This window comes from Sphaerotilus natans (assembly GCF_900156335.1).
In the GTDB taxonomy this organism is placed as follows: domain Bacteria; phylum Pseudomonadota; class Gammaproteobacteria; order Burkholderiales; family Burkholderiaceae_C; genus Sphaerotilus; species Sphaerotilus natans.
In genome coordinates this window covers 1-22690 of sequence record NZ_FTMZ01000007.1, presented here as the reverse complement: position 1 = coordinate 22690, position 22690 = coordinate 1, and the positions used below count along the sequence as shown (strand labels likewise).

The following is a 22690-nucleotide window of genomic DNA, read 5'->3' as shown; positions in this document are numbered from 1 at the left end:
TGGGTTGCTATGCTGCGATCATGGCCGAAGCCTTCAGGAACCTGCTCGACGAAGTGGCCGTCGCACAGATCGGATTTCATCTGGCGCGGGTGCTGCCCGGGCTGGATCGCCACGCCTTCGAGCGCGAGGCCCGCACCGGGCTGGCGGCGCTCGAGCTCAAGGCCCGCGTGCAGCATTTGTCGGCGGTGCTCGAACGCCACCTGCAGCAGGTGCTGGCCGAGGACTTCGCAGCGGCCTGCGACGCGCTGGAGGCGGCGCTGGCGCCACCCGGCCTGCTGCCCTGGGGAGAGGCGCCGCGCGGGCCGGCTGATCCGGCCGCCGGCCTGGCGGGCTGGGCGGTGTGGCCGTTGACCGACTGGGTGGCGCGCTGCGGCCTGCATGCGCCCGATCGTGCGCTCGACGCGCTGCACGCGATGACGCAGCGCTTTACCGCCGAATGGGCGCTGCGGCCCTTCATCGAGGCGCATCCGGAGCGGACCTGGGCGCGGCTGGCCGCCTGGTGCGAGGATCCGAGCGAGCATGTGCGCCGGCTGGTGAGCGAGGGCAGCCGGCCGCGCCTGCCCTGGGGCCGGCGGCTGCAGGGCCTGATCCGCGATCCCTCGCCGACGCTGCCGCTGCTGGCGCGGCTTCAGGATGACACGAGCGCCTATGTGCGCCGCTCGGTCGCCAATCACCTCAACGACCTGTCCCGCGACCATCCGGAGCAGCTGGTGCGCTGGCTTCAGACGCATCTGCCGCAGGCGCCGGCGCCGCGCCGCGCGCTGCTGCGCCACGCCAGCCGCACGCTGATCAAGGCCGGCCACCCGCAGGTGCTGGCCGCCTGGGGCCAGGGCGAGCCGCTGGCCGGGCGCGCGACGCTCACGCTGCGGCCTGGCGCGATCGCGCTGGGCGAGGCGGTGGAGCTGCGCGTCGGGCTGCAGTCGCAGGCCGGGTCGGCGCAGCCGCTGGTGATCGACTATGCGGTCCACCATGTGAAGGCGGACGGCCGCGCCTCGCCGAAGGTCTTCAAGGGCTGGACCCTGACGCTGGCGCCGGGCGAGGCGCGCGTGCTGACGCGCCGCCACGCGCTGCGCCCAATCAGCACGCGGCGCTACCACCCGGGCTGGCACCGCATCACGCTGCAGGTCAACGGGCAGACGCTGGCCGAGGCTGGCTTCGAGCTGCTGACCGACGGGTGAGCCGCGGCCGGGCGCCCGCTCAGCGGGCCAGCCGCGCGGCGAAGTCGGCCGCGTCGAAGCCGACGCTGAAGCGGCCGTCCGGCCAGCGCACCAGCGGGCGGCGGATCACGCTGGGCTGGGCCTGCATCAGCGCGGTCGCCGAGGCGGCGTCGGTCACGGCCGCGCGCTCGGCCTCGTCGAGCCGGCGCCAGGTGGTGCCGCTGCGGTTGATCAGCCGCTCCCAGCCCAGGGCCTCGCCGGCCTGAGCCAGCAGCTCGGGCGGCACGCCCTGCTTCCTGAAGTCGTGGAAAAGCACATCGACGCCGGCGGCCGGCGCCTGCGCGGCCAGCCAGGCGCGCGCCTTCTTCACCGTGTCGCAGTTCGGGATGCCGTGCAGCGTCAGCACGCGGAGCGCGGGGTTCCGCATCGTCGCGTCCTTCACTGGCGCGCGGTGCGCACGTTGGCCGGCAGCGTCGCCGGATGGCTGGTGCGCCAGGGGCTGATGTCCAGGCCGCCGCGGCGGGTGTAGCGCGCGTAGACCTGCAGCCGCACCGGCTGGCAGCGCTCCAGGAGGTCGGTGAAGATGCGCTCGACGCACTGCTCGTGGAACTCGTCGTGCTCGCGGAAGCTGATCAGGTAGCGCAGCAGCCCCTCCTGGTCGATCTGCGGGCCGGTGTAGCTGATCTGCACGCTGCCCCAGTCGGGCTGGCCGGTGACCAGGCAGTTGCTCTTGAGCAGGTGCGAGGTCAGCGTCTCGGTCACCGGCTGCTCGTCGAAGGCGGCGGTCAGCAGCTCTGGCGAGGGCGGGCCGTAATGGCCGCAGTCGATGTCCATGCGGTCGAGCAGCACGCCCGACAGCTCGTGGATCGGCTGGGCGTCGAAGTCCTCCGGCAGCACCAGGCGCACGCCCACGCGGGCGCCGGCCGCGGCGCTCAGGTCGCGCACCAGCATCTCGCGCAGCACCTCGGGCGACTCCACCCGGGTCATGTTGAAGCTGTTGAGGTAGAGCTTGAAGGACTTGCTCTCGATGATGCAGGGCGAGTCGCAGGGCACGGTGAAGGTGGCGATGGCCACCTGCGGCTTGCCGCGCGGCGTCAGCCACGACAGCTCGTAGGCGGTCCACAGGTCGGCGCCCATGAAGGGCAGGCGCCCGGCGGCGATGCGCTCGGCCGTCAGGCCGATCTCCTCGCGCTTCGGGGTGCGCGAGATCGGATAGAGCAGCTCGGGCGCGTAGGTCGCGCGGTAGCTGGCGGTCTTGCCCAGCAGCGAGCCGCTCGGGTCGCGGGCCGGGGACGGGGAGGAGGGGGTGTCGCTCATGGCCGCAATGGTAGCGGCGCGCTCCGTCCCGGGCGTTCAGCCGGCGGTGCGGCAGTGCTCGACCGCGTAGCGGATCAGCTCGGCCTGGCCCTCGATGCGCAGCTTGCGGCGGATGTTCTGGCGGTGCGTCTCGACGGTGCGCACGCTCAGGTCGTGCTCGGCGGCGATCTGCTTGCTCGACAGCCCGCGCGCCAGGCAGGCGAGGATCTCGGCCTCGCGCTCGGACAGGATCGGGCGCGGGCCGTCGCTGCGTGCGCTCTGGCGCGACAGGCTGGCGCTCAGGAAGGTGTCGCCGGCAGCCACCGCGCGGATCGCGTCGACGATGTCCGACGAGGGCGCGTCCTTCAGCACATAGCCGCGTGCGCCGGCCTGCATCGCCTGGTGCACATAGTCCGGGTTGTCGTACATGCTCAGCACGATCACCTGGATCGCCGGCCAGCGCTCGCGGATCTGCGTGGCCAGCGCGATGCCGCTGACCTGCTTCATGCCGATGTCGGTCAGCACCAGCGCAGGCTCGAGCCGCGCGATCGCCTCGAGCGCGCTGTCGGCATCGGCCGCCTCGCCGACGACCTCCAGGCCGCTCTGGTGGTTGATCAGCGTGCGCACGCCTTCGCGCACGAGCGGGTGGTCATCGACGATCAGGATGCGCATCGGATCGGGAGGAGGGCGGGTGAAGGACAGGGGCTGGCGACGCCAGCCGGCGGATGGCGTCGGCGCCGATCTGGGCGACGACGCGGGTCGAGCCCGGGCGCGACTGTACCCGCAACACGCCGCCGATGGCCTCGACGCGCTCGTGCATGTTGAGCAGGCCGATGCCCCGGCGCGGGTCGGACTGGATGCGCTCGGCGTCGAAGCCGTGACCGTCGTCCGCCACCGTGAGCCGCACCTCGCCGCCGAGGTAGATCAGCCGCAGATCGACACGGCTGGCCTCGGCGTGCTTCTCGATGTTGGTCAGTGCCTCCTGGGTGATGCGGAACAGCACGGTGTTGACCGCCTCGGGCAGATCGCGCTCGCGGCCGCCGATGCGCATGAAGAAGGCCATCTGCGCATGCTCGGCGAATTCCTCGCCGAGGTGGCGCAGCGCGCTGGGCAGGCCCAGCGTGTCGAGCACCACCGGGCGCAGCCGGTGCGAGATGTCGCGCACCTCGGCCAGGGCCTCCTCGATGCGGCCGCGGGCGCGCTCCAGCGCCACCGGCACCCGGCCGTGCTCGCCGCGCAGCTGCTCCATGCTGCTGTCGAGCAGCAGCTTGATCGACACCAGCGTCTGGCCGGTGCCGTCGTGCAGCTCGCGCGAGAGGTGGGCGCGCTCGCTTTCCTGGGACTGCACCACCTGGCGCGCCAGCTGCTGCAGCTGCGCATCGGCGGCGCGGTGGTCGCCCAGGTTCATCGCCAGCGTGCTGCCGCCCACCAGGGCCAGCGCCATCAGCGCGATGATCGCGATCCAGCCGGTGGTCTTGTCGATGTTGGCGCGCCCCTGGCGCTCCAGCGCGTCCAGCGTGGCCTGCACGTCGTCGAGGTAGATGCCGGTGCCGACCATCCAGCCCCAGCGCTGCAGACCGACGACATAGCCCAGCTTGGGCGCGACCTCGCGGGCGCTGGGCTTGTTCCAGACATAGCGGAAATAGCCTTCGCCCTCGCGCGCCTTGGCGATCAGGGCCTGCACCACCGGCTGGCCGTCGCGGTCGCGCACCTCCCACAGGTTCTGGCCGACCAGCTCGGGCTGGTGCGGCAGCACCAGGCAGCGGCCGCTGTAGTCGTAGGCGAAGAAGTAGCCGTCGCCGTTGTCGTAGTCGAAGGCGTTGAGGATGCGGATCGCCTCCTGCCGGGTGGCCTCGTCGTCGCGCCCGCTGTCGTAGAGCGGGCGGATCATGTTCATCGCCATCTCGACATGGTGGCGCAGCTCGGCTTCCTTGCTGGCGAGGTAGGCGGTCTCGACCAGCGCCCGCTCCTGCCTCGCCAGATCCTGCGCCTGCGAGCGCACTGCCAGCGCGATCACCGCCACCGCCGCCAGCAGCGGCATGACCGCCAGCAGCAGGATGCGCCGGCGCAGCCGCCGCGGCCCGATCGGATCGGCAGCGGGGACGGCCGACATCGCTCAGGCTCAGGCCTGGGTGGCCTGGACGTAGAGCCGGGTTGCGCGGGCGCCGCTGCGGCAGAAGGCCAGGATCGGCCGAGGCAGCGTCGCCAGCAGCTCCGCGAAGCGGGCGATCTCCTCCGGGCTCTGGTAGCCGCCGGCCACCGGCAGGTGCACGTACTGCAGGCCTGTCGACTGCGCGGCCGCCGCGATCTCGGCGCTGGTGGGCTGGTCCGGGCCGTGCTCGAAGTCCGGGCGGTTGTTGATGACGCTGCGGAAGCCCGCGGCGGCGGCCTCGGCCATCGCGGCCGGGGTCAGCTGCGGTGCCACGCAGAAGTCCGGGGCGACTTGCTGGATCGGCAGGGTGGTGCTCATCGGAAACCTCGCTGAAGCGGGAGTGGAGAAGACCGTGCAGGCCGTGAAGCGGGTCAGCTGGCCAGCGCGCGCTTGACCGCAGCCGACACCAGCGCCATGTCGGCCTTGCCGGCGAGCTGCTGCTTGACCGCGCCCATGACCTGGCCCATCGCGCCAGGACCGGTGGCGCCCAGGCCGGCGACGATCGCCTGCACCGCAGCGTCGATCTCCTCGGCGCTCAGGCGCTGCGGCAGGTAGACCTCGAGCACCTTCAGCTCGGCCGATTCCTTGTCGGCCAGGTCAGTGCGGCCGGCGGCGGTGAACTGGCTGATCGAGTCCTTGCGCTGCTTGATCAGGCGATCGACGACCGCCACGACGGCGGCGTCGTCCAGCGTGATCTGCTCGTCGACTTCCTTCTGCTTGACCGCGGCCAGCAGCAGGCGGATGGTGCCCAGGCGCTCGCTGTCCTTGGCGCGCATCGCGTCCTTCATGTCGGCGGTGATCTGGTCCTTGAGGCTCATGGTGAATTCCTTGATGGTCTGAAAACGACAAAACCCGCAACGGCGTCCCGTGCGGGTTCTGGCAGTGTCTGACGGGACGGTATCCGCCGAGGTGGCGGACCCTGCCGATCAGTACAGGCGCTTGGGCAGCTGCATCGAGCGCACGCGCTTGTAGTGGCGCTTGACGGCGGCAGCCTTCTTGCGCTTGCGCTCGGCGGTCGGCTTCTCGTAGAACTCACGGGCGCGCAGCTCGGGCAGCAGGCCCAGCTTTTCGATCGTGCGCTTGAAGCGACGCAGGGCGACGTCGAACGGCTCGTTTTCCTTGACTCGGATGGTCGTCATGAACTGAAGGATCCTTCGGTTGTGTCCTCGGTGGCCGGCGCGGGGTTTCCGGAAAACCCAGATGTCGTCGACTCGAACGGACTTCTTTGCCAGCAAAGCCGCGGATTGTAGCCCAGTTTTGCAGGCAGTGGCGAATCCGCGAGTGTAGCACCGCGCCAGTCCGGCGCCGCTGCGGCCGCGCTCAGGCGCGAGCGGCCGCCATCGCGTCGGCGCAGGCCGCGGCGCTGGCCCAGGCCCACTGGAAGTTGTAGCCGCCCAGCCAGCCGGTCACGTCCACCACCTCGCCGATGAAGTGCAGGCCCGGCACCTGGCGGCTCTCGAGCGACTGCGAGCTCAGCGCGCGGGTGTCGACGCCGCCGGCCATGACCTCGGCCTTCTTCCAGCCGGCGTCGCCGGCGGGCTGGATCGACCAGGCGCGCGCGCGCTGCGCCAGCGTCTGCAGGTCGCGGTCGCGGCATTCGGGCATCGGGCGTGCCGCGTCCAGGCCGGCACCGGCCAGCCAGGCCTCGGCCAGCCGGCTGGGCAGCAGCGTGGCGAACTCGTTGCCGAGCTGGCGCCGCGAGCCCTGCTTGGCCGCGAGCAGCCGCGCGGCTAGGTCCAGACCCGGCGTCAGGTCGATCTCGATGGGCTGGCCGGGGCGCCAGAAGCTGGAGATCTGCAGCACGCCGGGGCCGCTCAGGCCGCGGTGGGTGAAGAGCAGGTCCTCCAGGAAGGTGGTGCGGGCCTTGCCGGTGCCGGTGGAGATGCCCACCGGCAGCGCCAGCCCCGACAGCGCCGCGAATGGCGCCCAGGTGTCGGCGGCAAAGGTCAGCGGCACCAGCGCCGGCCGCGGCGCGATCAGGTGCAGGCCGAACTGCTCGGCCACCTTCAGGCCGAAGTCGCTCGCGCCGATGGCCGGCACCGGCAGGCCGCCGGTGGCGATGACCAGGCGCGGCGCGGCCACCGGGCCGGCGTCGGTGTCGAGCTCGAAGCGCGGGGCCTCGCCCTCGGTGCGGCGGATGCCGCGCACACCGCAGGGCTGGCGGCGGGTGACGCCACCGGCCTCGGCCTCGCGCAGCAGCATCGCGATGATGTCCTCGGCGCTGTGGTCGCAGAAGAGCTGGCCCTTGTGCTTCTCGTGGAAGGCGATGCGGTGGCGCTGCACCAGCGCGACGAAGTCGGCCGGCGTGTAGCGGCTCAGCGCCGAGCGCGCGAAGCGCGGGTTGTCGGAGAGGTAGTTGGCGGGGCCGGCGTCGCGGTTGGTGAAATTGCAGCGACCGCCGCCGGAGATGCGGATCTTCTCGGCGATCTTGGCCGAGTGGTCGAGCAGCAGCACCCGCAGGCCCTGCTGGCCGGCGCGCGCGGCGCAGAAAAGACCGGCCGCGCCAGCCCCGACGATGATGGCGTCGAAATGTTCCATCGGGCGGATTATCCGGGAGTGGCCCGGCGCCGCCCGGTCGCGCCCGGTGCGGGCCGCGGCCTCAGACCGGACGCCACTCCAGCCGGCCCTTGGCGAACATCGCCTTCAGCGCGCCGGAGGCCGCCAGCTCGTTGACCACGCGCTGCAGCGCCTCGGCCAGATCGGTGGCGTTCTTCTTCGTCGCCATGCCGACGGCCCAGCCGTCCTTGGGCGCGCGCGGCATCGGCAGCGGACCGATGGCGAAGCGCGGGTCGCCCTGCAGCGTCGATTCCAGCTCCGAGCGCAGGCCGGCGGCGGCCACCACCTCGCCGCGCTGCAGCATCTGCGCGGCGATCACGCCGTTGTCCATCTTGGTCTGCAGCGAGTCGCGCAGCATGCCCGACTCGGCGCCGATCATCAGCCAGCCGGCCAGCGACTGGCCCGGCACCGCCACCGGCCGGCCGCGCAGCGGCTCCAGGCTGTCGAGCTCGGGCAGCTTCGAGAGGTCGCGGGCGACGGCCACCCGCTCGCGCCAGTAGGGGCCGAAGATGCTGACCTGCGGGTTCTCCATCATCAGCGGGCGGTCGACCGGCACATGCAGCAGCACGTCGGCCGGACCGTAGCCCAGGTAATGGCCCTTCCAGACCATGTTGCGCAGGTCGTCGTTCATGTTCTCGCCGGCATTGAAGGGCAGCGGCGAGAGCTCCACGCCCAGTCCCTTGGCCAGCGCCTGCGCCAGCTCCGTGTCGATGCCCTGGCCCTTGACATGGAAAGGCGGCAGGTCGTGGTAGAGCCCCACCACCAGGCGGCCGCGCTCGCGCACCCGGGTGAGCGCGCTCTTCTCGTCCTGGGCCTGGGCGCTGCCGCCGACGCCCAGCAGCGTGCCCAGGGCCAGCGCCGGCGCCGCAGTGATCAGGCGGCGGCGCAGCGGGTTGGCGTTCTCGTCACGATCGGTCATGGTTCTTGTCTCCGTCTCCCGGAGCCTGTCCGGATGAAAAAAGCCGGCCGGCACCCGAGGGTGGCGGCCGGCGTCGATTGTGCCGCCGAGCAGGGCGATCCCTCCGGCGTCAGCCCGTTCAGGGCAGCGGCTTCTCGCGGCGGGTCTCCAGGTAGGCCTTGATGGCCCACATGGCTTCCTGGTTGAAGGTACCCTCGAACGGCGGCATGTAGACCGCACCGTTGCGGACCTTGCCGCGGCGCACGCTGGTCAGGTAGTAGTCGTCGACGTCCTTCACGCAGGCGGCCTGGCGGGCCGGGGCCTTGATGTTGGCGCAGTCGTTGTCGAGCTTGCGCAGGTCCGGGGCGATGCCGCCGGAGATGGCATCCAGGCCGTGGCAGCGCGCGCAGTTCTGCGTGTAGGCCGAGGTGCCGACCTCGATGGCCTTGTCGTTCTTGCGATAGGGGTTCTCTGCGCGCCACTCCGTGCCCAGCTGCGGCAGGCCCGAGGTGTCGACCGACTGCGGCGTCACGTCGCCGTGGGCCAGCGCCTGTCCGGCAAGGGTTGCAAGGGCGGCGAGGGCCGCTGCGCGGAAGAAAGTGCCACGTGCCATTCGTGTCTCCTTGGGGAATGCGGTGGAATGGATGCCTGCAGGCATCGGCTGATTGTTGCTGGCATTGAATCTGCAATCACTGTGCCAAGCACGGAAATCGGGGCGGATCGGGTGGCAAAACCAGGGTCTGTCCTGATCTGGCGGGTGTCGGATGCTTCCGATTTGCGCGGCATCATGGTGTTTTCCAGCGCCCTGTGACATGTGACCGGGTCATGTGTTCGATTTGATGACAACCCGGATGGCTGTGTTCGATCCCGCCGCGAACATGTCCGTCCACTGGCAGGAACGCGAGACAATGGCGTCTCGCGCCCACCGCCCAGAGACCAGAGAAGATCAGGAGACAGCATGGCAGGTCCCTATACCCCGGCATCCGCGGGTTTGCGCATGCGCCCCGGCGCCAACGATCCGCGACGCCCGATCGCCTCGGCGCTGCCGCTCGACAACGAGCATGTGCACAAGATCGACCAGTCGCACCAGCGCTGCGCCGCCTTCGGGCTGTCGCGCATCGAGCGGCTGGACTATTCGCCGCTGGGGCGGTCCGACCTCGGGGTGGTGCGCGAGCGCAACCAGCGCCTGTACGCGCATGCCGCGCCGGTGATGGAGATGCTCTACGAGCAGATCGTCAACAGCGAGTCGATGGTGCTGCTGTGCGACGCCACCGGCACGATCCTGCACTCGATCGGCGATCAGGACTTCCTGAACCGGGCCTCCAAGGTCGCGCTGCAGCCCGGGGTGAACTGGTCGGAGCAGGCCAAGGGCACCAACGCGGTCGGCACCGCGCTGATCGAGGAGTCGCCCACGCTCGTGCATGCCGACGAGCACTACATGCACGCCAACCACTTCCTGACCTGCTCGGCCGCGCCCATCCTGGATCCGCGCGGCAACATCCTGGGTGTGCTCGATGTCTCGGGCGACCAGCGCAGCTATCACCAGCACACGATGGGCCTGGTGAAGATGAGCGCGCGCATGATCGAGAACCACTGGCTGACCGACGACTACCGCAACGTCATGCGGCTGCACTTCCACAGCCGGGTCGAGTTCATCGGCACGCTGATGGAGGGCATCCTGGCGGTGAGCCAGGACGGCAAGCTGGTCGGCGCCAACCGCGGCGCGCTCGAGCAGCTCGGCCTGTCGGGGGCGGCGCTGCGCATGCACACCATCTCGTCGCTGTTCGGCACCACGGTGGCGGCGCTGGTCGACCGTTTCCGCTCGCCGCTGGCCACGCCGCTGCCGGTCGAGCTCTCCAGCGGCCGGCAGTTCCATGTCTACGCGCGCTTCAACTGGCCGGTCTGGCATGCCGCCTCGAGCGGATTTGCTGCCGAGGCGGCGGCCTCGGCAGCCCCGGTGGGCGCGGCCGAGGCGGGCGCTGCGGAGGCCGCCGGCAGCAGTGCGGCCGGCAACGGCGGCGGCGTGGGCGGCGGCACGGCAGCTGGCGCCGCGCCGGCCACCGGCCTGGCCAGCCTGAGCCTGGGCGACACCCAGTTCGCCGCGCTGATCGACAAGATCCGCCGTGTCCTGAACCGTGACATCCCGATCCTGATCCTCGGCGAGACCGGCACCGGCAAGGAGCTGCTGGCCCGCGCGATCCACCAGGACTCCGAGCGCGCCCGCCAGCCCTTCGTTGCGGTCAACTGCGCCTCGATTCCCGAGACGCTGATCGAGGCCGAGCTGTTCGGCTACGAGGAGGGCGCCTTCACCGGCGCGCGGCGCAAGGGCGCGGTCGGCAAGATCGTGCAGGCCAACGGCGGCACGCTCTTTCTCGACGAGATCGGCGACATGCCGATCAGCCTGCAGGCGCATCTGCTGCGGGTGCTGCAGGAGCGCCAGGTCACGCCGCTGGGCAGCGCCAAGTCGGTCTCGGTCGATGTGACGCTGGTCTGCGCGACCCACCGCAACCTGCGCGAGATGATCGAGCAGAAGGCCTTCCGCGAGGATCTCTACTACCGCCTCAACGGCCTGGCGGTGCGCCTGCCGCCGCTGCGCGAGCGCTCCGACCTGATGGCGCTGGTCGAGCGCATCCTGGACCGCGAGAGCCCGGATCGGCGCCTGCGCCTGAGCCCGGAGGTGGTGCGGCTGTTCCAGGGCTACCACTGGCCGGGCAATGTGCGCCAGCTCTTCAACGTGCTGCGCACCGCCTGCGTGATGGCCTCTGGCGAGACGCTGATCACCCGCGACCATCTGTCGGACGACTTCATCGACGACGCGCGCCGGGTGGCGCAGCAGCGCGCCGCCAGCGCCGAGCCGGTGGCGGCACCCGTCTTTGCCGCGTCGCCCGGGTCGGCGCAGGCCGCCGCCGTGCCGGTGCCGCCTGTGGCCGTGCCGGTCGAGCCGGTACCGCCCGCCGTGTCGATGCCGGCGCCGCAGGTGCCGACACCGGTTGCCGCTCGCCTGCCCGACGAGCCGGCGATGTCGCTCGAGGACATCGAGCTGCGCACCATCCAGCAGGCGGTCGATGCGGCCGGCGGCAACATCTCGGTCGCGGCCAAGCGCCTGGGCATCAGCCGCAACACCATCTACCGCAAGCTGCGCTGGCGCAGCGACGGCCGCTGAGCGGCGGCGGTCAGCGCGGCGCCGTGGCGCCGAACCAGCGCGCCTCGGCCTCGCGCCAGGCGTGCTGCCAGTTCAGGCCATGGCGCAGGCCGGCGGCCATCGCGGCGGCCTCGGGGGGCGGAGGTGGGTCGCTCTCCTGCGTGCCGTCTTCCATCGCCCGGTCGGCCTGACGCTCCAGCGTTTCCAGATAGGCCAGATGGCCGTCCGGAGCCTCCACGCCGAGCATCTCGCCCTGTTCCGGAAGCCACTGCAGCGGGCCGTCCGGCTGCTGCTGCAGCGCCGACAGCGCCTGCAGCGAGGCCTTCATCGCCGCGATGCGTGCGTCGCGCAGGTCGGGCGCGCCGTCGCTCCACAGCAGGCCGTGCGCGGTGGCGATGCGCTGGCGCGGCAGCTGCCACACGGTGACCGCGGTGCTGTCCGAGCGCATCAGCCGGTGCCAGCGCCAGGGGCCGAGCTGGCCGCTGGCGCCGCGCAGCAGCCGGTTCGGCAGCACCACCGGCTCGGCCGGCGTGCCGGCGGGCAGGTCGCGGCGCTGCGCCAGCCGCTCGACGCACTGCGGACAGCGCTCCCGCATCGCTGCGGCGACCTCCTCATGCGCCCAGCGCCGGGCGGTCGGCAGTCCGCCCTGGCCGAGCACCAGCTCCGGTCGCGGCCAGGGCGCGATCACGTCGCTCACCCGTCGGCCGGCATGGCGCGCGAGCTGGCAGTCCAGCGCCCGCGCGAAGCGTGCATCCGGGCCGCTGCCCAGCAGCCACAGGCGTCGGCCCTCCCGCACCGCCAGCAGATTGGAAATGCGCCCCTGGTTGATCGCATGGCTGTCGCCGGCGCTGCTGGAGATCCGCCAGACGCCGTCGGCCAGCGCGTGGATCGGCAGCGCCGGGCCGGGGCAGGGCGCTGGCGCGGCGCTCGCGGCGCCGGCTGCCGTCAGCAGCATGGCCAGCGCGGCGGTTTTTGTGTCAGGCCCAGGCATTCGGGTTGCCCCTGTGTCAGCGTGTGGATGTGGACTGTGCCCAAATGGAGCAATGCATGACATGTCACCGCAAGGGCTCGATCTGGGCTCGGTCCGGGCTCGGGAATGCCCCTGTCGTGCCGGTCGGGCCGCGGCTTTGACGGGCCGCGTGCGTCGCTTGCGCGACATTGCGTGTCCGGCACGCGTCTTGCACGAAACAGGCCAGCGTCCGAAACGACCTCGGATCCATTTTTTCTCATTCCATCATGACCGAACTCGAAGCGCAGCAGGCCTGCCGCATTCTTTTCCGAGAGGTCGGGCAGCCGGAGATGCCATGAAGCTGGTCGTACTCAAGGGGGGCGGCGACGCCGTGCCGTTGCAGCCGATCGCGCCGGCGCTCAACTCGACCCGCGCGCCCGGCGTGCTGGCGCTGTCGGGCGACCAGATGCGCTGGGTGCTGATCAACATGTCGCCGGCGGTGGCCGGGCAGCTCGGCACCGATGCCCGGCTGCTGCGCCACCGTGGCCTGGCCGACGCGCCGGTGCGCGCGGTGGTGCTGACCGATTCGCAGGTCGACCATGTGACCGGCCTGCTGAGCCTGCGCGACGGCGCGCCGATCCACCTCTACGCGACCCCGGCCGTCTTCGAGGAGCTGACCCACACCCTGCCGGTGCTGCCGCTGCTGCAGCACTACTGCAGCGTGCACTGGCATGTGATCCCGGTGGCGGGCGAATCGCGCGAGGCGGTGTTCCGGGTCGAGGGCCAGCCGACGCTGGAGTTCACCGCGGTGGCGACCGACGGGCCGCTGCCGCTGCATTCGGCCCGGCCAGCGGCGCCGGCGGTCGGCGAGACGATCGCGCTGGCGGTGCGCGACGTGGTGACCGGCCAGCGCCTGTTCTGTGCTCGCAGTCTGCTCGGGGCTGGACCGGAGGCGCTCGAGTGGATGCAGCAGGCCGACTGCCTGCTGCTGGGCGACGACGCGATCGATCCGCGGCTGGAGGCCGGCGAGCAGGTCGAGGCCGGCGAGCAGCTGCTTGCGCAGCTCGACCAGGTCGGCGCGCGGCGCAAGCTGCTGATGCCGGTGCCGGAGTCCGGCCTGAGCACTGCGGTGCCCGCTGGCGTGCTGGCCCGCCACGGCATCGAGCTGACCGCCGACCGGATGGAAATCGACCTCTGAGCGTCCTTTGAGCGTTCTTTGAGCCCACCCCGGGCAATCTGCCTTGGTGAAAGCCCGGACGGGACAGCCGGGCGGGTCCTGGGTACAAACCGGACCTCTTCCTTCCGATTCCGATTCCGATGCCATGCTGAAGATCCAGAGCCTGATCAAGCGCTACGGCGAGCGCACCGCGCTGGCCGGTCTGACGCTGGCGCTGCCGGCCGGGCAGTTCGTCGCGCTGCTCGGGCCCAACGGCGCGGGCAAGTCGACGCTGTTCCAGGTGCTGACCGGCCTGTTCGTCGCCGACGAGGGCGAGGTGACGGTGGCGGGGCGCTCGCTGCGGCATGACGCGGTCGGCGCGCTGGCCGACATCGGCGTGGTGTTCCAGCAGATGTCGCTCGATCTGGATCTTTCGGTCGAGCGCAATCTGCGCTTCCATGCCGATCTGCACGGCCTGCCGCGCCGGGTGGCGGGCGAACGCATCGCCGAGGGCTGCCGCGCGCTGGGCCTCGACAAGGATCTGGCGCGGCCGGTGCGCGAGCTCTCGGGCGGCAACCGGCGCAAGGTCGAGCTGGTGCGCGCGCTGCTGCACCGGCCGAAGGTGGTGCTGATGGACGAGCCGACCGTGGGGCTGGACCCGAAGTCACGCCGCGATCTGCTCGCCGCCATTCGTGCCGACATCGCCGCGCGCGGCACCACCGTGCTGTGGGCGACGCATCTGGTCGAGGAGGCCGAGGCCGCCGACCGGGTCGTCGTGCTGCACAAGGGCCGGCTGCTGGCCGATGGCTCGCCGGCGGCGGTCACGGTGGCGCTGGGCGGCGAGCGGCTCGAAGAGGCCTTCATTCGCGCCACCCACGCGCCCTGAACTTCAACAGGCACGTCGACGTGCAACCGATCCAGGAGACAAGAACCATGACTGCTCGTTCTCACCGCCGCCCTCTGCTGTCGCTGGCCGCCCTGCTGGTCGCTGTTGCCGCCGCGCTGCCTGCGCAGGCCCAGACGGCCTTCATCTCGAGCGAGAAGGACCACAAGCTGACGGTGCTGGACCTGAAGACGCAGGCGGTGACGGGCACGATCGCCACCTGCAAGCGGCCGCGCCACATGGTGTTGACCGACGGGGGCCGGCAGCTGCTGGTGGCGTGCGGGGACTCGGGCCAGGCCGACCTGATCGATCTGGCCACGCGCAAGTCGGTGAAGAAGATCGGGCTGGGGGATGACCCGGAGATCTTCGACCTGACGCCGGATGGCAAGACGCTGTATGTGTCGAACGAGGAAGACGGCGTGGTCGGGGTGATCGACGTGGTCAGCGGCAAGCGCAGCGCCGAGATCAAGGTGGGCGAGGAGCCGGAGGGCGTGCTGGTGAGCCGTGATGGGCGGACGGTGTACGTGACCTCGGAGGTGGCGAGCCTGGTGCATGTGATCGATGCGGCCAGTGGCAAGGTGACGAAGAACATCAAGGTGGGCAAGCGGCCGAGGCGCTTTGCGCTGACGCCGGACGGCAGCCAGCTGTGGGTGACGAACGAGCTTGGGGCAAGCGTGACGGTGATCGGGACGAAGGATCACGAGGTTGTGGACACGATCCGGTTCGAGGTGAAGGGGGCGCGAGCGGCGGACATCACGCCGGTGGGCATTGCCATGAGCGCGGATGGCAAGCGGGCGTTCGTGGGGCTGGGCAAGGCCAACCATGTGGCCTTCGTGGACGTGGGGAGCCGCAAGGTGACGGACCTGGTGCTGGCGGGCAAGCGGGCGTGGGGTCTGGGGCTGAACAAGGCGCAGGACCGGCTGCTGGTGGCCAACGGGCTGTCGGATGACCTGACGATCATCGACGTGGGCGCGGCCAAGGCGCTGAAGACGGTGCCGGTCGGGCGCGTGCCGCACAGCGTCGTCGTCGTGGAGTGAGGGCGATGCCGGTGCAGTTCATCTCCTCCCGGAGGTTCTCCCGGGCCTGGCGTGACCGGGCGATTGGCGTGGCGCTGCTGGGCGTGGCGACGCTGGCGCCGGCGGCGGCCTTCAAGGCGACGCTGCTGGTGCCGGCCGGCGACGAGCGCCTGGATCGCACTCGGGTCGAGCGGGCCTATCTCGGCCATCCGACCGGGCCGGCCTCCGACGGCGTGCAGGTGGCGCTGAAGGAGGCGCGGCTGGAGCTGGAGTCGGCCGGCGCCTCGCTGGCGGTCGAGACGGTCGAGGTCGGCTCGGCCGCCGAGGCCCGCGCGGCGGCGCAGAAGGCCGAGAAGGGCGGGGCGGTGGCGCTGCTGGCCGACCTGCCGGCCGACTGGCTGCTGGCCGGCGCGGATGCGGTCAAGCTGCCGGTGCTGAACCTGGGCGCGGCGGAGGACCGGCTGCGCCAGCAGGACTGCCGCGCGCGCCTGCTGCATGTCATCCCGAGCGAGCGCATGCGCGCCGACGCGCTGGCGCAGGCCCTGGTCAGCCGCAAGTGGACGAACGTGCTGCTGCTCGCCGGCCCGTCGACGCAGGACGCCCAGCGCGCCGCCACCGCGCAGGCCGCGATCCGGCGCTATGGCCTGAAGCTTGTCGGCCCCAAGCCCTTCAAGCTCTCGGGTGATCCGCGCGAGCGCGATCTGGCCAATCCGCTGCTGCTGACGCAAGGCTCGCATGATGTGGTCTGGGTGGTCGACAGCGACGGCGAGTTCGCCCGCATGCTGCCTTACCGCACCGCCACGCCGCGCCCGGTGGTGGGCGACGCCGGCCTGACCGCGCTGGCCTGGCATGCGCAGTACGATCGCTTCGGCGCGCCGCAGGTCTCGCGCCGCTTCACGAAGACGGCGCAGCGCCCGATGTCGGCCGCCGACTGGAGCGCCTGGATGGGCGGCAAGGCGCTGGCCGCCGCGGTGGTCGCCGCGCCGAAGGGGCCGGCCGCCGCGGTGCACAAGGCGCTGCTGGAGGCCGAGCTCGACGGCTCCAAGGGCGTGGCAATGAGCTTCCGCCCCTGGGACGGCCAGATGCGCCAGACGATGCTGCTGACCGACGGCCAGGGCGTCATCGGCACCGCGCCGGTCGACGGCGTGCTGCATCCGAAGAACAGCCTCGACACCCTGGGCGTGGACGCGCCCGAGAAGCTCTGCAAGGTGGCGCGCTGATGGCCGGCCCCGCCCACGCTCTGCAGGCCCTGCGCGCCATCGTCTGGCGCGAGGTGGCGAAGTTCTCGCGCCAGACCGGTCGGCTGGTGTCGGCGCTGGTGCGCCCGCTCCTGTGGCTGGCGGTGTTCGCCGCGGGCTTTCGCAACGTCTTCGGCATGGCGATCGCCGAGCCCTACGACACCTACATCGCCTACGACGTCTACATCGCGCCGGGCCTGATCGGCATGGTGCTGCTGTTCAATGGCATGCAGTCCAGCCTGGCGATGGTCTACGACCGCGAGATGGGGCTGATGCGCCTCTTGCTGACCGCGCCGCTGCCGCGCTGGTGGATCCTGTTCTCGAAGCTCACCGCCACCGCGGTGCTGTCGCTGCTGCAGGCGCTGGCCTTCGTGCTGATCGCCTGGGCGATCGGCACCGAGCTGCCGCTGTGGGGGCCGCAGACGCCGCATCTGCTGCTGGCGCTGGTCAGCGCGGCGCTGATGCTCGGCGCGCTGGGCCTGCTGCTGAGCGTGCATGTGAAGCAGCTGGAGAACTTCGCCGGCACGATGAACTTCGTGATCTTCCCGATGTACTTCATGTCCACCGCGCTCTATCCGCTGTGGAAGCTGGAGGAATCGGGGGCGGCCTGGGTGTACCAGATCGCGCGCTTCAACCCGTTCACCCACGCCGTCGAGTGGATGCGCTACGCGATGTACGGCAAGGATCCGGGCGAGGCGCCCTGGATCGTGCTGGGCACGCTGGCGCTGTGCTTCGGCCTGGCGGCCTGGGGCTATGACCCGCAGCGCGGCTTCGGCGCGCTCACCAAACGCGGCGGCGGCGGCCCGCCCGGCGGCGCAGGAGGCTGACATGTCCGGTTTCTGGCAATCGATGCGCGACCGCAACCGCGCAGGCACGGCCCTGCCCGCCGACTACGCGCCGCCCGGCGGCGTGGCGGGTGCGGCGGGCGCGGCCGATCTGCCCGCGCTGGCGCAGCGCCTGTTCTGGGGCTGGGCGCTGCTGGCCGGAGTGGCCGTCTTCCTGATCTGGTGGATGCAGCGCCACGGCTGGTGGGCACGGCTGATCGAGGGCGATCCCAGCGGCATCAGCCTGCTGATCGTGCTGCTGGGCGGGGTGGTGACCGGCTGGTGCGGCCGGCGTGCCTGGCGGCTGCAGGCCGAGGCGCAGCCCGGCCGGACGTCGGGCTGGCGCGCGAGCTACCTCGACGAGCTGCGCCGCGGCCAGCCCGAGGCGACCGCGCTGCTGTCTGAGCGCACCCATGGCCCGCACGAGACCGCCTGGTGGTTCGCGGCCGCGACGATCAAGCTCGGCCTGCTCGGCACGGTGGTGGGCTTCATCCTGATGTCGATGCAGATCGGCCAGTCGCAGGGCTTCGAGCTGGCCGAGGTGCAGAAGCTGCTGCAGCAGATGACCGGCGGCATGGCGATCGCGCTCTACACCACGCTGGCCGGGCTGGTGGTCAATCTGTGGCTGGGGCTGCAGCTGCTGCTGCTCGACCGCCTGGCCGACCGGCTGGCGGCCGACATCCTGGCCGACGCTGCGGCCGTGGGGCGCTGACATGGCGGTGCTGCGCCCGCGTCGCACCGACGAGATCGACCCGTTCAGCGACCTGCTGTTCAACACGCTGCTGATCTTCGTCATGCTGTTCACCGTCGCGCTGCTGGCGATGAACCCGAAGGCCAAGACCGGCGTGATCGATGCCAAGGCCGAGTTCATCGTCACCGTGACCTGGCCGGACATGAACCCGAACGACATCGACACCTGGATCGAGGATCCGGGCGGCAACCGGGTGTGGTTCCGCCAGCGCGAGGGCGGAATGATGCACCTCGACCGCGACGACCGCGGCCTGTCGAACGACGCGATCGTGGTCAACGGCCAGCAGGTGGTGAACCCGCTGAACCAGGAGGTGGTGACGATCCGCGGCTTCGCGCCGGGCGAGTATGTCGTCAACGTCTTCTACTACGACAGCAAGGACGGCCAGCCGGTGCCGGTCAATGTCTCGGTGGTCAAGGTCAATCCGCGCGCCGAGGTGGTCTTCTACGGCACCGTGAACCTCCCCCGCAAGGGCGACGAGGCGACCGCGGTGCGCTTCTCGGTGGACCGCGATGGGCGGGTCACCGGGGTCAACACGCTGGCCAAGACGCTGGTGGAAAGGATCTGAGGCGATGACGACGACCGATGGCGTGCTGTGGGCCTTTGTCGCGGTGCTGTTCGTGCTGGGGCTGGCGCTGGTGGCCTCGCGCTGGCCGGTGTGGGCCAAGGGCCTGCTGGTGACGGTGGTGACGGCGCTGTATTTCTGGAGCGACGCGGCGCTGGAGCAGGTCTGGGGCTGGCCGAGCCGGCATGCGCTGCCCGAGCGCTTCGTGCTGCTGGCGGCGGTGTTCGACGAGCCGGCCAAGGGCCGCGAGGGCGCGCTCTACGTCTGGGTCAACGAGATCCGCGACGGCAAGCCGGTGCCGCAGCCGCGCGCCTACCAGCTGCCCTACAGCAAGGATCTGCATGCGCTCCTGGGCGAGGCGATCAAGAAGACCCGCCAGGGCGTGACCCAGCTGGGCAGCTCCGAGCCCAAGCGCGGGCCGAAGGGCCTGAGCTGGCTGCGCCCGGGCTCGGACGAGCAGGTGGTCAAGATCCGCGACCTGCCCGCGCCGCAGCTGCCGGAGAAGTGAGATGAGCCGCCGCATGTTCTCCCGTTCGATCGCTGCGCTGCTGGCCGCCTCGGCGGTGCTGGCGCTGCTGAGCGGCTGCAAGGAGCCGCCCGGCAGCTCGCTCTTTCCGCTGGAAGAGGGTCGGCGCTGGACCTACCGCCTGAGCAGCGAGTGGGAGAACGACACCCGCGAGCGCGAGACGGTGGTGCTGAGCAACCTCGGCCGGGATGGCGCGCTGGAGTCCGGCAGCGCCTGGCGCCGGCGCAGCGACACCGGGCTGGACTACTGGCTGCGCGCCGACGCCAGCGGCATCTACCGGGTCGCGTCCAAGTCCGACATCGACACCGAGCCGAAGCCCGACCCGGCGCCGCGCTTCGTGCTCAAGGCGCCGATCGCGGTGGGCACGAGCTGGCAGACCACGACCACCACCTACCTGATGCGGCGCAACGCCGAGTTCCCGCCGGAGATCCGCCACACCCACCCCTCGGTGCCGGTGGTCTGGACCATCGAGGCGCTGGACGACCGGGTCGAGGTGCCGGCCGGGCGCTTCGAGCACTGCACGCGGGTCAAGGGGGCGGCCTTGCTGCGGCTGTTCGCCGATCCGGTCAACGGGTTCAAGGACATGCCGCTGACGACGCTGGAGTGGTATTGCCCCGGCGTCGGGCTGGTCAAGGTCGAGCGGCGCGAGCCGGCCAACTCCACCTTCCTGACCGGCGGCACGATGACGATGGAGCTGATGGAATGGCAATGAGCAACGAGCACGACCCGAGCCGCCGGCAGCTGCTGCGCACGCTGGCGGCGGCGGTGGCGACCGGGCCGGCGGCGGCGCTGGCCGCGCGGGCGCAGCCGGGCGGCGCGGCGTCCGGCGCTGGCGCCGAGACACGCTTTCCGCTGCGTCCGATCACCTTGTGGGTGCCCTGGCCGGCCGGCGGCGCCACCGACCTGACGATGCGCCTGCTGGCCGAGCTGGCCGGGCGCCATCTGGGCCAGAAGGTGGTGGTGGAGAACCGCGCCGGCGCCGGCGGCACGCTGGCGATGCCGATCCTGCAGCAGGCCGCGCCCGACGGCTACACGATCGCGCAGCTGCCCTATCCGGCGCTGCGCGCGCCGCACATCCAGCGGGTGCTGTGGGATCCGATCCGCGACACCACGCCGATCCTGCAGATCTCGGGCGTGACCTTCGGCATGGTGGTGCCGGCCGGCAGCACGCTGCGCAGCGTCGCCGACATCATCGCCTTCGCGAAGTCGCGCCCGGGCGAGCTGACCGTTTCCACCAACGGCGCCGGCACCACGCCGCATGTGGTGATGGACGAGCTGGCCGCGCGCCACGGCTTCAGCTACATCCACGTGCCCTACAAGGGCACCTCCGAGCAGATGCTGGCGGTGGCCTCGGGCCAGGTGATGCTGGGCATCAACTCCAACGGCTTCGCGCCGTTCGTCGATTCGGGCCGGCTGCGCCTGCTGGCGACCTTTGCCGAGCACCGCACGAAGCGCTGGCCGAACGTGCCCACGCTCAAGGAGCTGGGCCACGGCATCGTCGCCACCTCGCCCTACGGGCTGGTGGGGCCCAGCGGCATGGCGCCGGCGGTGGTGGCCGCGCTGCACGAAGCCTTCCGCGCCGCCATGAACGATCCCGCGCATGTGGCCGAGCTGGCCAAGTACGACCAGGAGCCCGACTACCTCGGCCCGGCCGACTACGGCCGCAGCCTGCGCGAGAGCTACGCCGCCGAGAAGCGCGCCGCCGAGCGGCTCGGGCTCAGGCCTTCCTGACGAATTCCGACTTCAGCTGCATCGCGCCCACGCCGTCGATGCGGCAGTCGATGTCATGGTCGCCCTCGACCAGCCGGATGCCACGCACCTTGGTGCCGACCTTGATGACCAGCGAGGAGCCGCGCACCTTCAGGTCCTTGATCAGCGTGACGCTGTCGCCGTCGGCCAGCACCTGGCCATTGGCGTCGCGCACCACCCGCGCGGCCTCGACCTCGGGCGCGGCCTCCGCCGCCTGGGGCGACCACTCATGGGCGCATTCCGGGCAGACCAGCAGCGCGCCGTCCTCGTAGGTGTAGGTGGACTGGCACTGGGGGCAGGCGGGCAGGGTCATGGTGGAATCCGGCTTGTCGGTGGGGAGAAGGAGGCGGGACTGTACGCTCACGCCGTACCGACCCTGATCCGTCATGCCCGCGCAGGCGGGCATCCAGCCGGTGCCTCAACGTCGAAGACCACGCTCATCGGTGCGCTGCCCTGGTGAGAGCGGTAGACGGCCGGGCCGTGATAAACGAAGGGGGCGGCTTTGCCCGCGGCCAGTTTGTGGTCGCGCACGAACAGATGGATCGTGATGCCCAGGGCCGCGTGCCGGATGATTTCCTGGCCGCGAGAACTGCTGGGTGTGGTGCTGTTCTGGCTTTGCCAGTGGAATGTGTGATCGTCGATCCAGTGATCGATGTAGCGATGTTCCTCGGCTTTGCCTTGCTTGTTCAGCGTGACCAGCAGGACATGCGCGCGCCGTGAGGGCAGCGTGACATGGCCGACATTCCATTTGCCTGGGTTGAATTGATCCCCGAAGAGTGCAGGAATCTCCTCGCGCATGAAGGGCTGGCCGCGCGCCAGATCCAGGGGATCGATCACGGCGCGCAACCGGGCCAGTGTGCGCATGTCGTCGGTAGCCGGCAGGTCGGCGTAATCCGGATTCTGGGCTTTCAGGATGTACTGGCCGGCGGCGTTCTTGCTGACCACGCGCAACAGATACTGGTTGTCCCCACTGTCGTCTTGTCGCTCAATGGCCATCACGCTGCCGGTGATCGAGCCGGCGCGCTGGGGTGTGATCAGCTCGAGCAGCAGCAGATCGCCATCACGGATCGGATGCTTGCCGCCATCCATCGAATGTCCGGAGGCCGGTGCAATGAAATGGCGCTCTGGGTCCAGCGTGCCGTAGCTGGCCGGCAGCCAGCGTTGTTCGACGGATTCAGTGCGAGCGGCGCGGAAATGGCCGCAAGCGATCCTGAGGTCAGGGAAAAAGGGGATCACCGTGCCGGTGGGGCGGTGTTGTGTGGGCAAAGCGATGACCGAAGCCCCGACGGTTTCCTGCGCTTCGGTCGCTTGCCGACTGGTATAGGTGGCCAGTCGGAAGTCGACCAGTTCCTGCAGCCATTCCGCCAATGGCGCGGCCTGCTCGGGAACGAGCGGGCGATTCAAGCCAAAAAGTGATCCGTCCAGCCGAAAGTGCCCGCTGCTCCGGGTGTCGCCAATCCAGGCTTGAACCGGGTTACGGCGCAGGGCGATTGCATTAGCCACCACCCCGATTGAGTGGTAACAATCCAGCCCGACCTCGCAGCCCAAGACACGATGCAAGACCACCCGACGGCCCCCGGCGATGAGCTGATGCAGCACTTTGAAGACCTGGCCGATCCGCGCCGGCAGACCGGCCGCTTCCAGTACCCGCTGCAGGAGCTGCTGCTGACGGCGCTGTGCGCGGTGGCCGCGGGCGCCGAGGACTGGGTCGATGTCAGCGAGTGGGGCGAGTTCAAGCTGGAGTGGCTGCGGCGCTTCCTGCCCTTCGAGCAGGGCATCGCCTCGCACGACACGTTCAGCCGGGTGTTCGCCCTGCTGGACTCGGTGCGGTTCGA

The 22690-nt window shown here is 70.8% G+C and carries 26 protein-coding genes; 13 read left to right on the top strand and 13 right to left on the bottom strand.

Going from position 1 to position 22690, the window contains the following annotated elements; genetic code table 11:
• The first annotated feature begins 20 nt into the window (after positions 1-20).
• Entirely contained in the window at positions 21-1178 is a 1158-nt protein-coding gene (locus BW996_RS08320; RefSeq protein WP_037482144.1) for a DNA alkylation repair protein, read from the top strand.
• Positions 1179-1197: 19 nt separating this feature from the next.
• Here the strand turns inward: BW996_RS08320 and BW996_RS08315 are convergent, their stop codons facing one another.
• From BW996_RS08315 to pedF, 10 genes are all read right to left on the bottom strand, one after another.
• A complete protein-coding gene (locus BW996_RS08315) occupies positions 1198-1584 on the bottom strand; it encodes an ArsC family reductase (protein WP_037482079.1) in 387 nt (128 codons plus the stop codon).
• 11 nt (positions 1585-1595) lie between these two features.
• The gene (gene queF, locus BW996_RS08310; protein ID WP_051631931.1) at positions 1596-2474 is read right to left on the bottom strand and encodes an NADPH-dependent 7-cyano-7-deazaguanine reductase QueF; all 879 of its coding nucleotides are present in this window, start codon (positions 2472-2474) and stop codon (positions 1596-1598) included.
• Positions 2475-2510: 36 nt separating this feature from the next.
• The gene (locus tag BW996_RS08305; RefSeq protein WP_037482082.1) at positions 2511-3125 is read right to left on the bottom strand and encodes a response regulator transcription factor; all 615 of its coding nucleotides are present in this window, start codon (positions 3123-3125) and stop codon (positions 2511-2513) included.
• Complete coding sequence (locus BW996_RS08300) at positions 3103-4566, bottom strand: cache domain-containing protein (RefSeq protein ID WP_051631932.1); 1464 nt, start codon at positions 4564-4566, stop codon at positions 3103-3105. The genes BW996_RS08305 and BW996_RS08300 overlap by 23 nt, the downstream gene beginning before the upstream one ends.
• 9 nt (positions 4567-4575) lie before the next feature.
• Positions 4576-4923 carry a protein tyrosine phosphatase family protein gene (locus tag BW996_RS08295; RefSeq protein ID WP_037482085.1) on the bottom strand — a complete coding sequence of 116 codons (348 nt, stop codon included), beginning with the start codon at positions 4921-4923 and terminating at the stop codon, positions 4576-4578.
• A gap of 53 nt (positions 4924-4976) precedes the next feature.
• Complete coding sequence (locus BW996_RS08290) at positions 4977-5423, bottom strand: GatB/YqeY domain-containing protein (RefSeq protein WP_037482086.1); 447 nt, start codon at positions 5421-5423, stop codon at positions 4977-4979.
• Positions 5424-5531: 108 nt separating this feature from the next.
• On the bottom strand, positions 5532-5744 hold the full coding sequence (rpsU, locus tag BW996_RS08285) for a 30S ribosomal protein S21 (protein WP_037482088.1): 213 nt from the start codon (positions 5742-5744) through the stop codon (positions 5532-5534).
• A 181-nt stretch (positions 5745-5925) separates the two neighbouring features.
• Positions 5926-7143: a BaiN/RdsA family NAD(P)/FAD-dependent oxidoreductase gene (locus BW996_RS08280; RefSeq protein WP_037482090.1), complete on the bottom strand. Its 1218-nt coding sequence runs from the start codon at positions 7141-7143 to the stop codon at positions 5926-5928.
• Between the two features lie 61 nt (positions 7144-7204).
• Positions 7205-8080, bottom strand: a complete 876-nt coding sequence (locus tag BW996_RS08275; RefSeq protein WP_037482092.1) for a transporter substrate-binding domain-containing protein — start codon at positions 8078-8080, stop codon at positions 7205-7207.
• A 118-nt stretch (positions 8081-8198) separates the two neighbouring features.
• Positions 8199-8672: a cytochrome c-550 PedF gene (gene pedF, locus BW996_RS08270; protein WP_037482094.1), complete on the bottom strand. Its 474-nt coding sequence runs from the start codon at positions 8670-8672 to the stop codon at positions 8199-8201.
• A gap of 345 nt (positions 8673-9017) precedes the next feature.
• On the opposite strand from pedF, the gene BW996_RS08265 reads away from it, so the two are divergent.
• Positions 9018-11222 (top strand): sigma-54-dependent Fis family transcriptional regulator, encoded by a 2205-nt coding sequence (locus tag BW996_RS08265; protein ID WP_037482096.1) that lies wholly within the window; start codon positions 9018-9020, stop codon positions 11220-11222.
• A gap of 10 nt (positions 11223-11232) precedes the next feature.
• On the opposite strand, the gene BW996_RS21660 is transcribed toward BW996_RS08265, so the two are convergent.
• Positions 11233-12192, bottom strand: coding sequence for a hypothetical protein (locus tag BW996_RS21660; RefSeq protein ID WP_162177975.1), 960 nt, complete (start codon positions 12190-12192; stop codon positions 11233-11235).
• Positions 12193-12505: 313 nt separating this feature from the next.
• Here BW996_RS21660 and BW996_RS21655 point away from each other — a divergent pair, with 313 nt between their 5' ends.
• The 10 genes from BW996_RS21655 (at position 12506) to BW996_RS08210 (ending at position 20837) form a co-directional block, all read left to right on the top strand.
• Positions 12506-13348 (top strand): MBL fold metallo-hydrolase, encoded by an 843-nt coding sequence (locus BW996_RS21655; protein WP_051631933.1) that lies wholly within the window; start codon positions 12506-12508, stop codon positions 13346-13348.
• 124 nt (positions 13349-13472) lie between these two features.
• Positions 13473-14192: a lanthanide ABC transporter ATP-binding protein PedB/LutE gene (gene pedB / locus BW996_RS08250; protein ID WP_037482103.1), complete on the top strand. Its 720-nt coding sequence runs from the start codon at positions 13473-13475 to the stop codon at positions 14190-14192.
• 47 nt (positions 14193-14239) lie between these two features.
• On the top strand, positions 14240-15226 hold the full coding sequence (locus BW996_RS08245) for a PQQ-dependent catabolism-associated beta-propeller protein (protein WP_076458840.1): 987 nt from the start codon (positions 14240-14242) through the stop codon (positions 15224-15226).
• A gap of 5 nt (positions 15227-15231) precedes the next feature.
• Positions 15232-16425, top strand: a complete 1194-nt coding sequence (locus tag BW996_RS08240) for a type 1 periplasmic-binding domain-containing protein (protein WP_051631934.1) — start codon at positions 15232-15234, stop codon at positions 16423-16425.
• The gene (gene pedC, locus BW996_RS08235; RefSeq protein ID WP_037482107.1) at positions 16425-17270 is read left to right on the top strand and encodes a lanthanide ABC transporter permease protein PedC; all 846 of its coding nucleotides are present in this window, start codon (positions 16425-16427) and stop codon (positions 17268-17270) included. The genes BW996_RS08240 and pedC overlap by 1 nt, the downstream gene beginning before the upstream one ends.
• Position 17271: 1 nt before the next feature.
• Complete coding sequence (locus BW996_RS08230) at positions 17272-17979, top strand: MotA/TolQ/ExbB proton channel family protein (RefSeq protein ID WP_051631935.1); 708 nt, start codon at positions 17272-17274, stop codon at positions 17977-17979.
• A gap of 1 nt (position 17980) precedes the next feature.
• Positions 17981-18583 carry a hypothetical protein gene (locus BW996_RS08225; protein ID WP_037482110.1) on the top strand — a complete coding sequence of 201 codons (603 nt, stop codon included), beginning with the start codon at positions 17981-17983 and terminating at the stop codon, positions 18581-18583.
• A gap of 4 nt (positions 18584-18587) precedes the next feature.
• On the top strand, positions 18588-19088 hold the full coding sequence (locus BW996_RS22455; RefSeq protein ID WP_037482113.1) for a hypothetical protein: 501 nt from the start codon (positions 18588-18590) through the stop codon (positions 19086-19088).
• Position 19089: 1 nt separating this feature from the next.
• Positions 19090-19818, top strand: coding sequence for a hypothetical protein (locus BW996_RS08215; RefSeq protein WP_037482116.1), 729 nt, complete (start codon positions 19090-19092; stop codon positions 19816-19818).
• Positions 19809-20837, top strand: a complete 1029-nt coding sequence (locus BW996_RS08210) for a tripartite tricarboxylate transporter substrate binding protein (RefSeq protein ID WP_037482118.1) — start codon at positions 19809-19811, stop codon at positions 20835-20837. Before BW996_RS08215 ends, BW996_RS08210 begins: the two co-directional genes overlap by 10 nt.
• On the opposite strand, the gene BW996_RS08205 is transcribed toward BW996_RS08210, so the two are convergent.
• Both BW996_RS08205 and BW996_RS21005 read right to left on the bottom strand, forming a co-directional pair.
• Positions 20824-21168 carry a zinc ribbon domain-containing protein YjdM gene (locus tag BW996_RS08205; RefSeq protein WP_037482120.1) on the bottom strand — a complete coding sequence of 115 codons (345 nt, stop codon included), beginning with the start codon at positions 21166-21168 and terminating at the stop codon, positions 20824-20826. The genes BW996_RS08210 and BW996_RS08205 overlap by 14 nt on opposite strands.
• A 71-nt stretch (positions 21169-21239) precedes the next feature.
• Positions 21240-22259 carry a DUF3427 domain-containing protein gene (locus tag BW996_RS21005; protein WP_245801907.1) on the bottom strand — a complete coding sequence of 340 codons (1020 nt, stop codon included), beginning with the start codon at positions 22257-22259 and terminating at the stop codon, positions 21240-21242.
• A 150-nt stretch (positions 22260-22409) separates the two neighbouring features.
• Between BW996_RS21005 and BW996_RS08195 the strand changes: the two genes are divergently transcribed.
• A partial coding sequence (locus BW996_RS08195) for a transposase family protein (RefSeq protein ID WP_139330812.1) occupies positions 22410-22690 on the top strand: 281 nt, incomplete at its 3' end.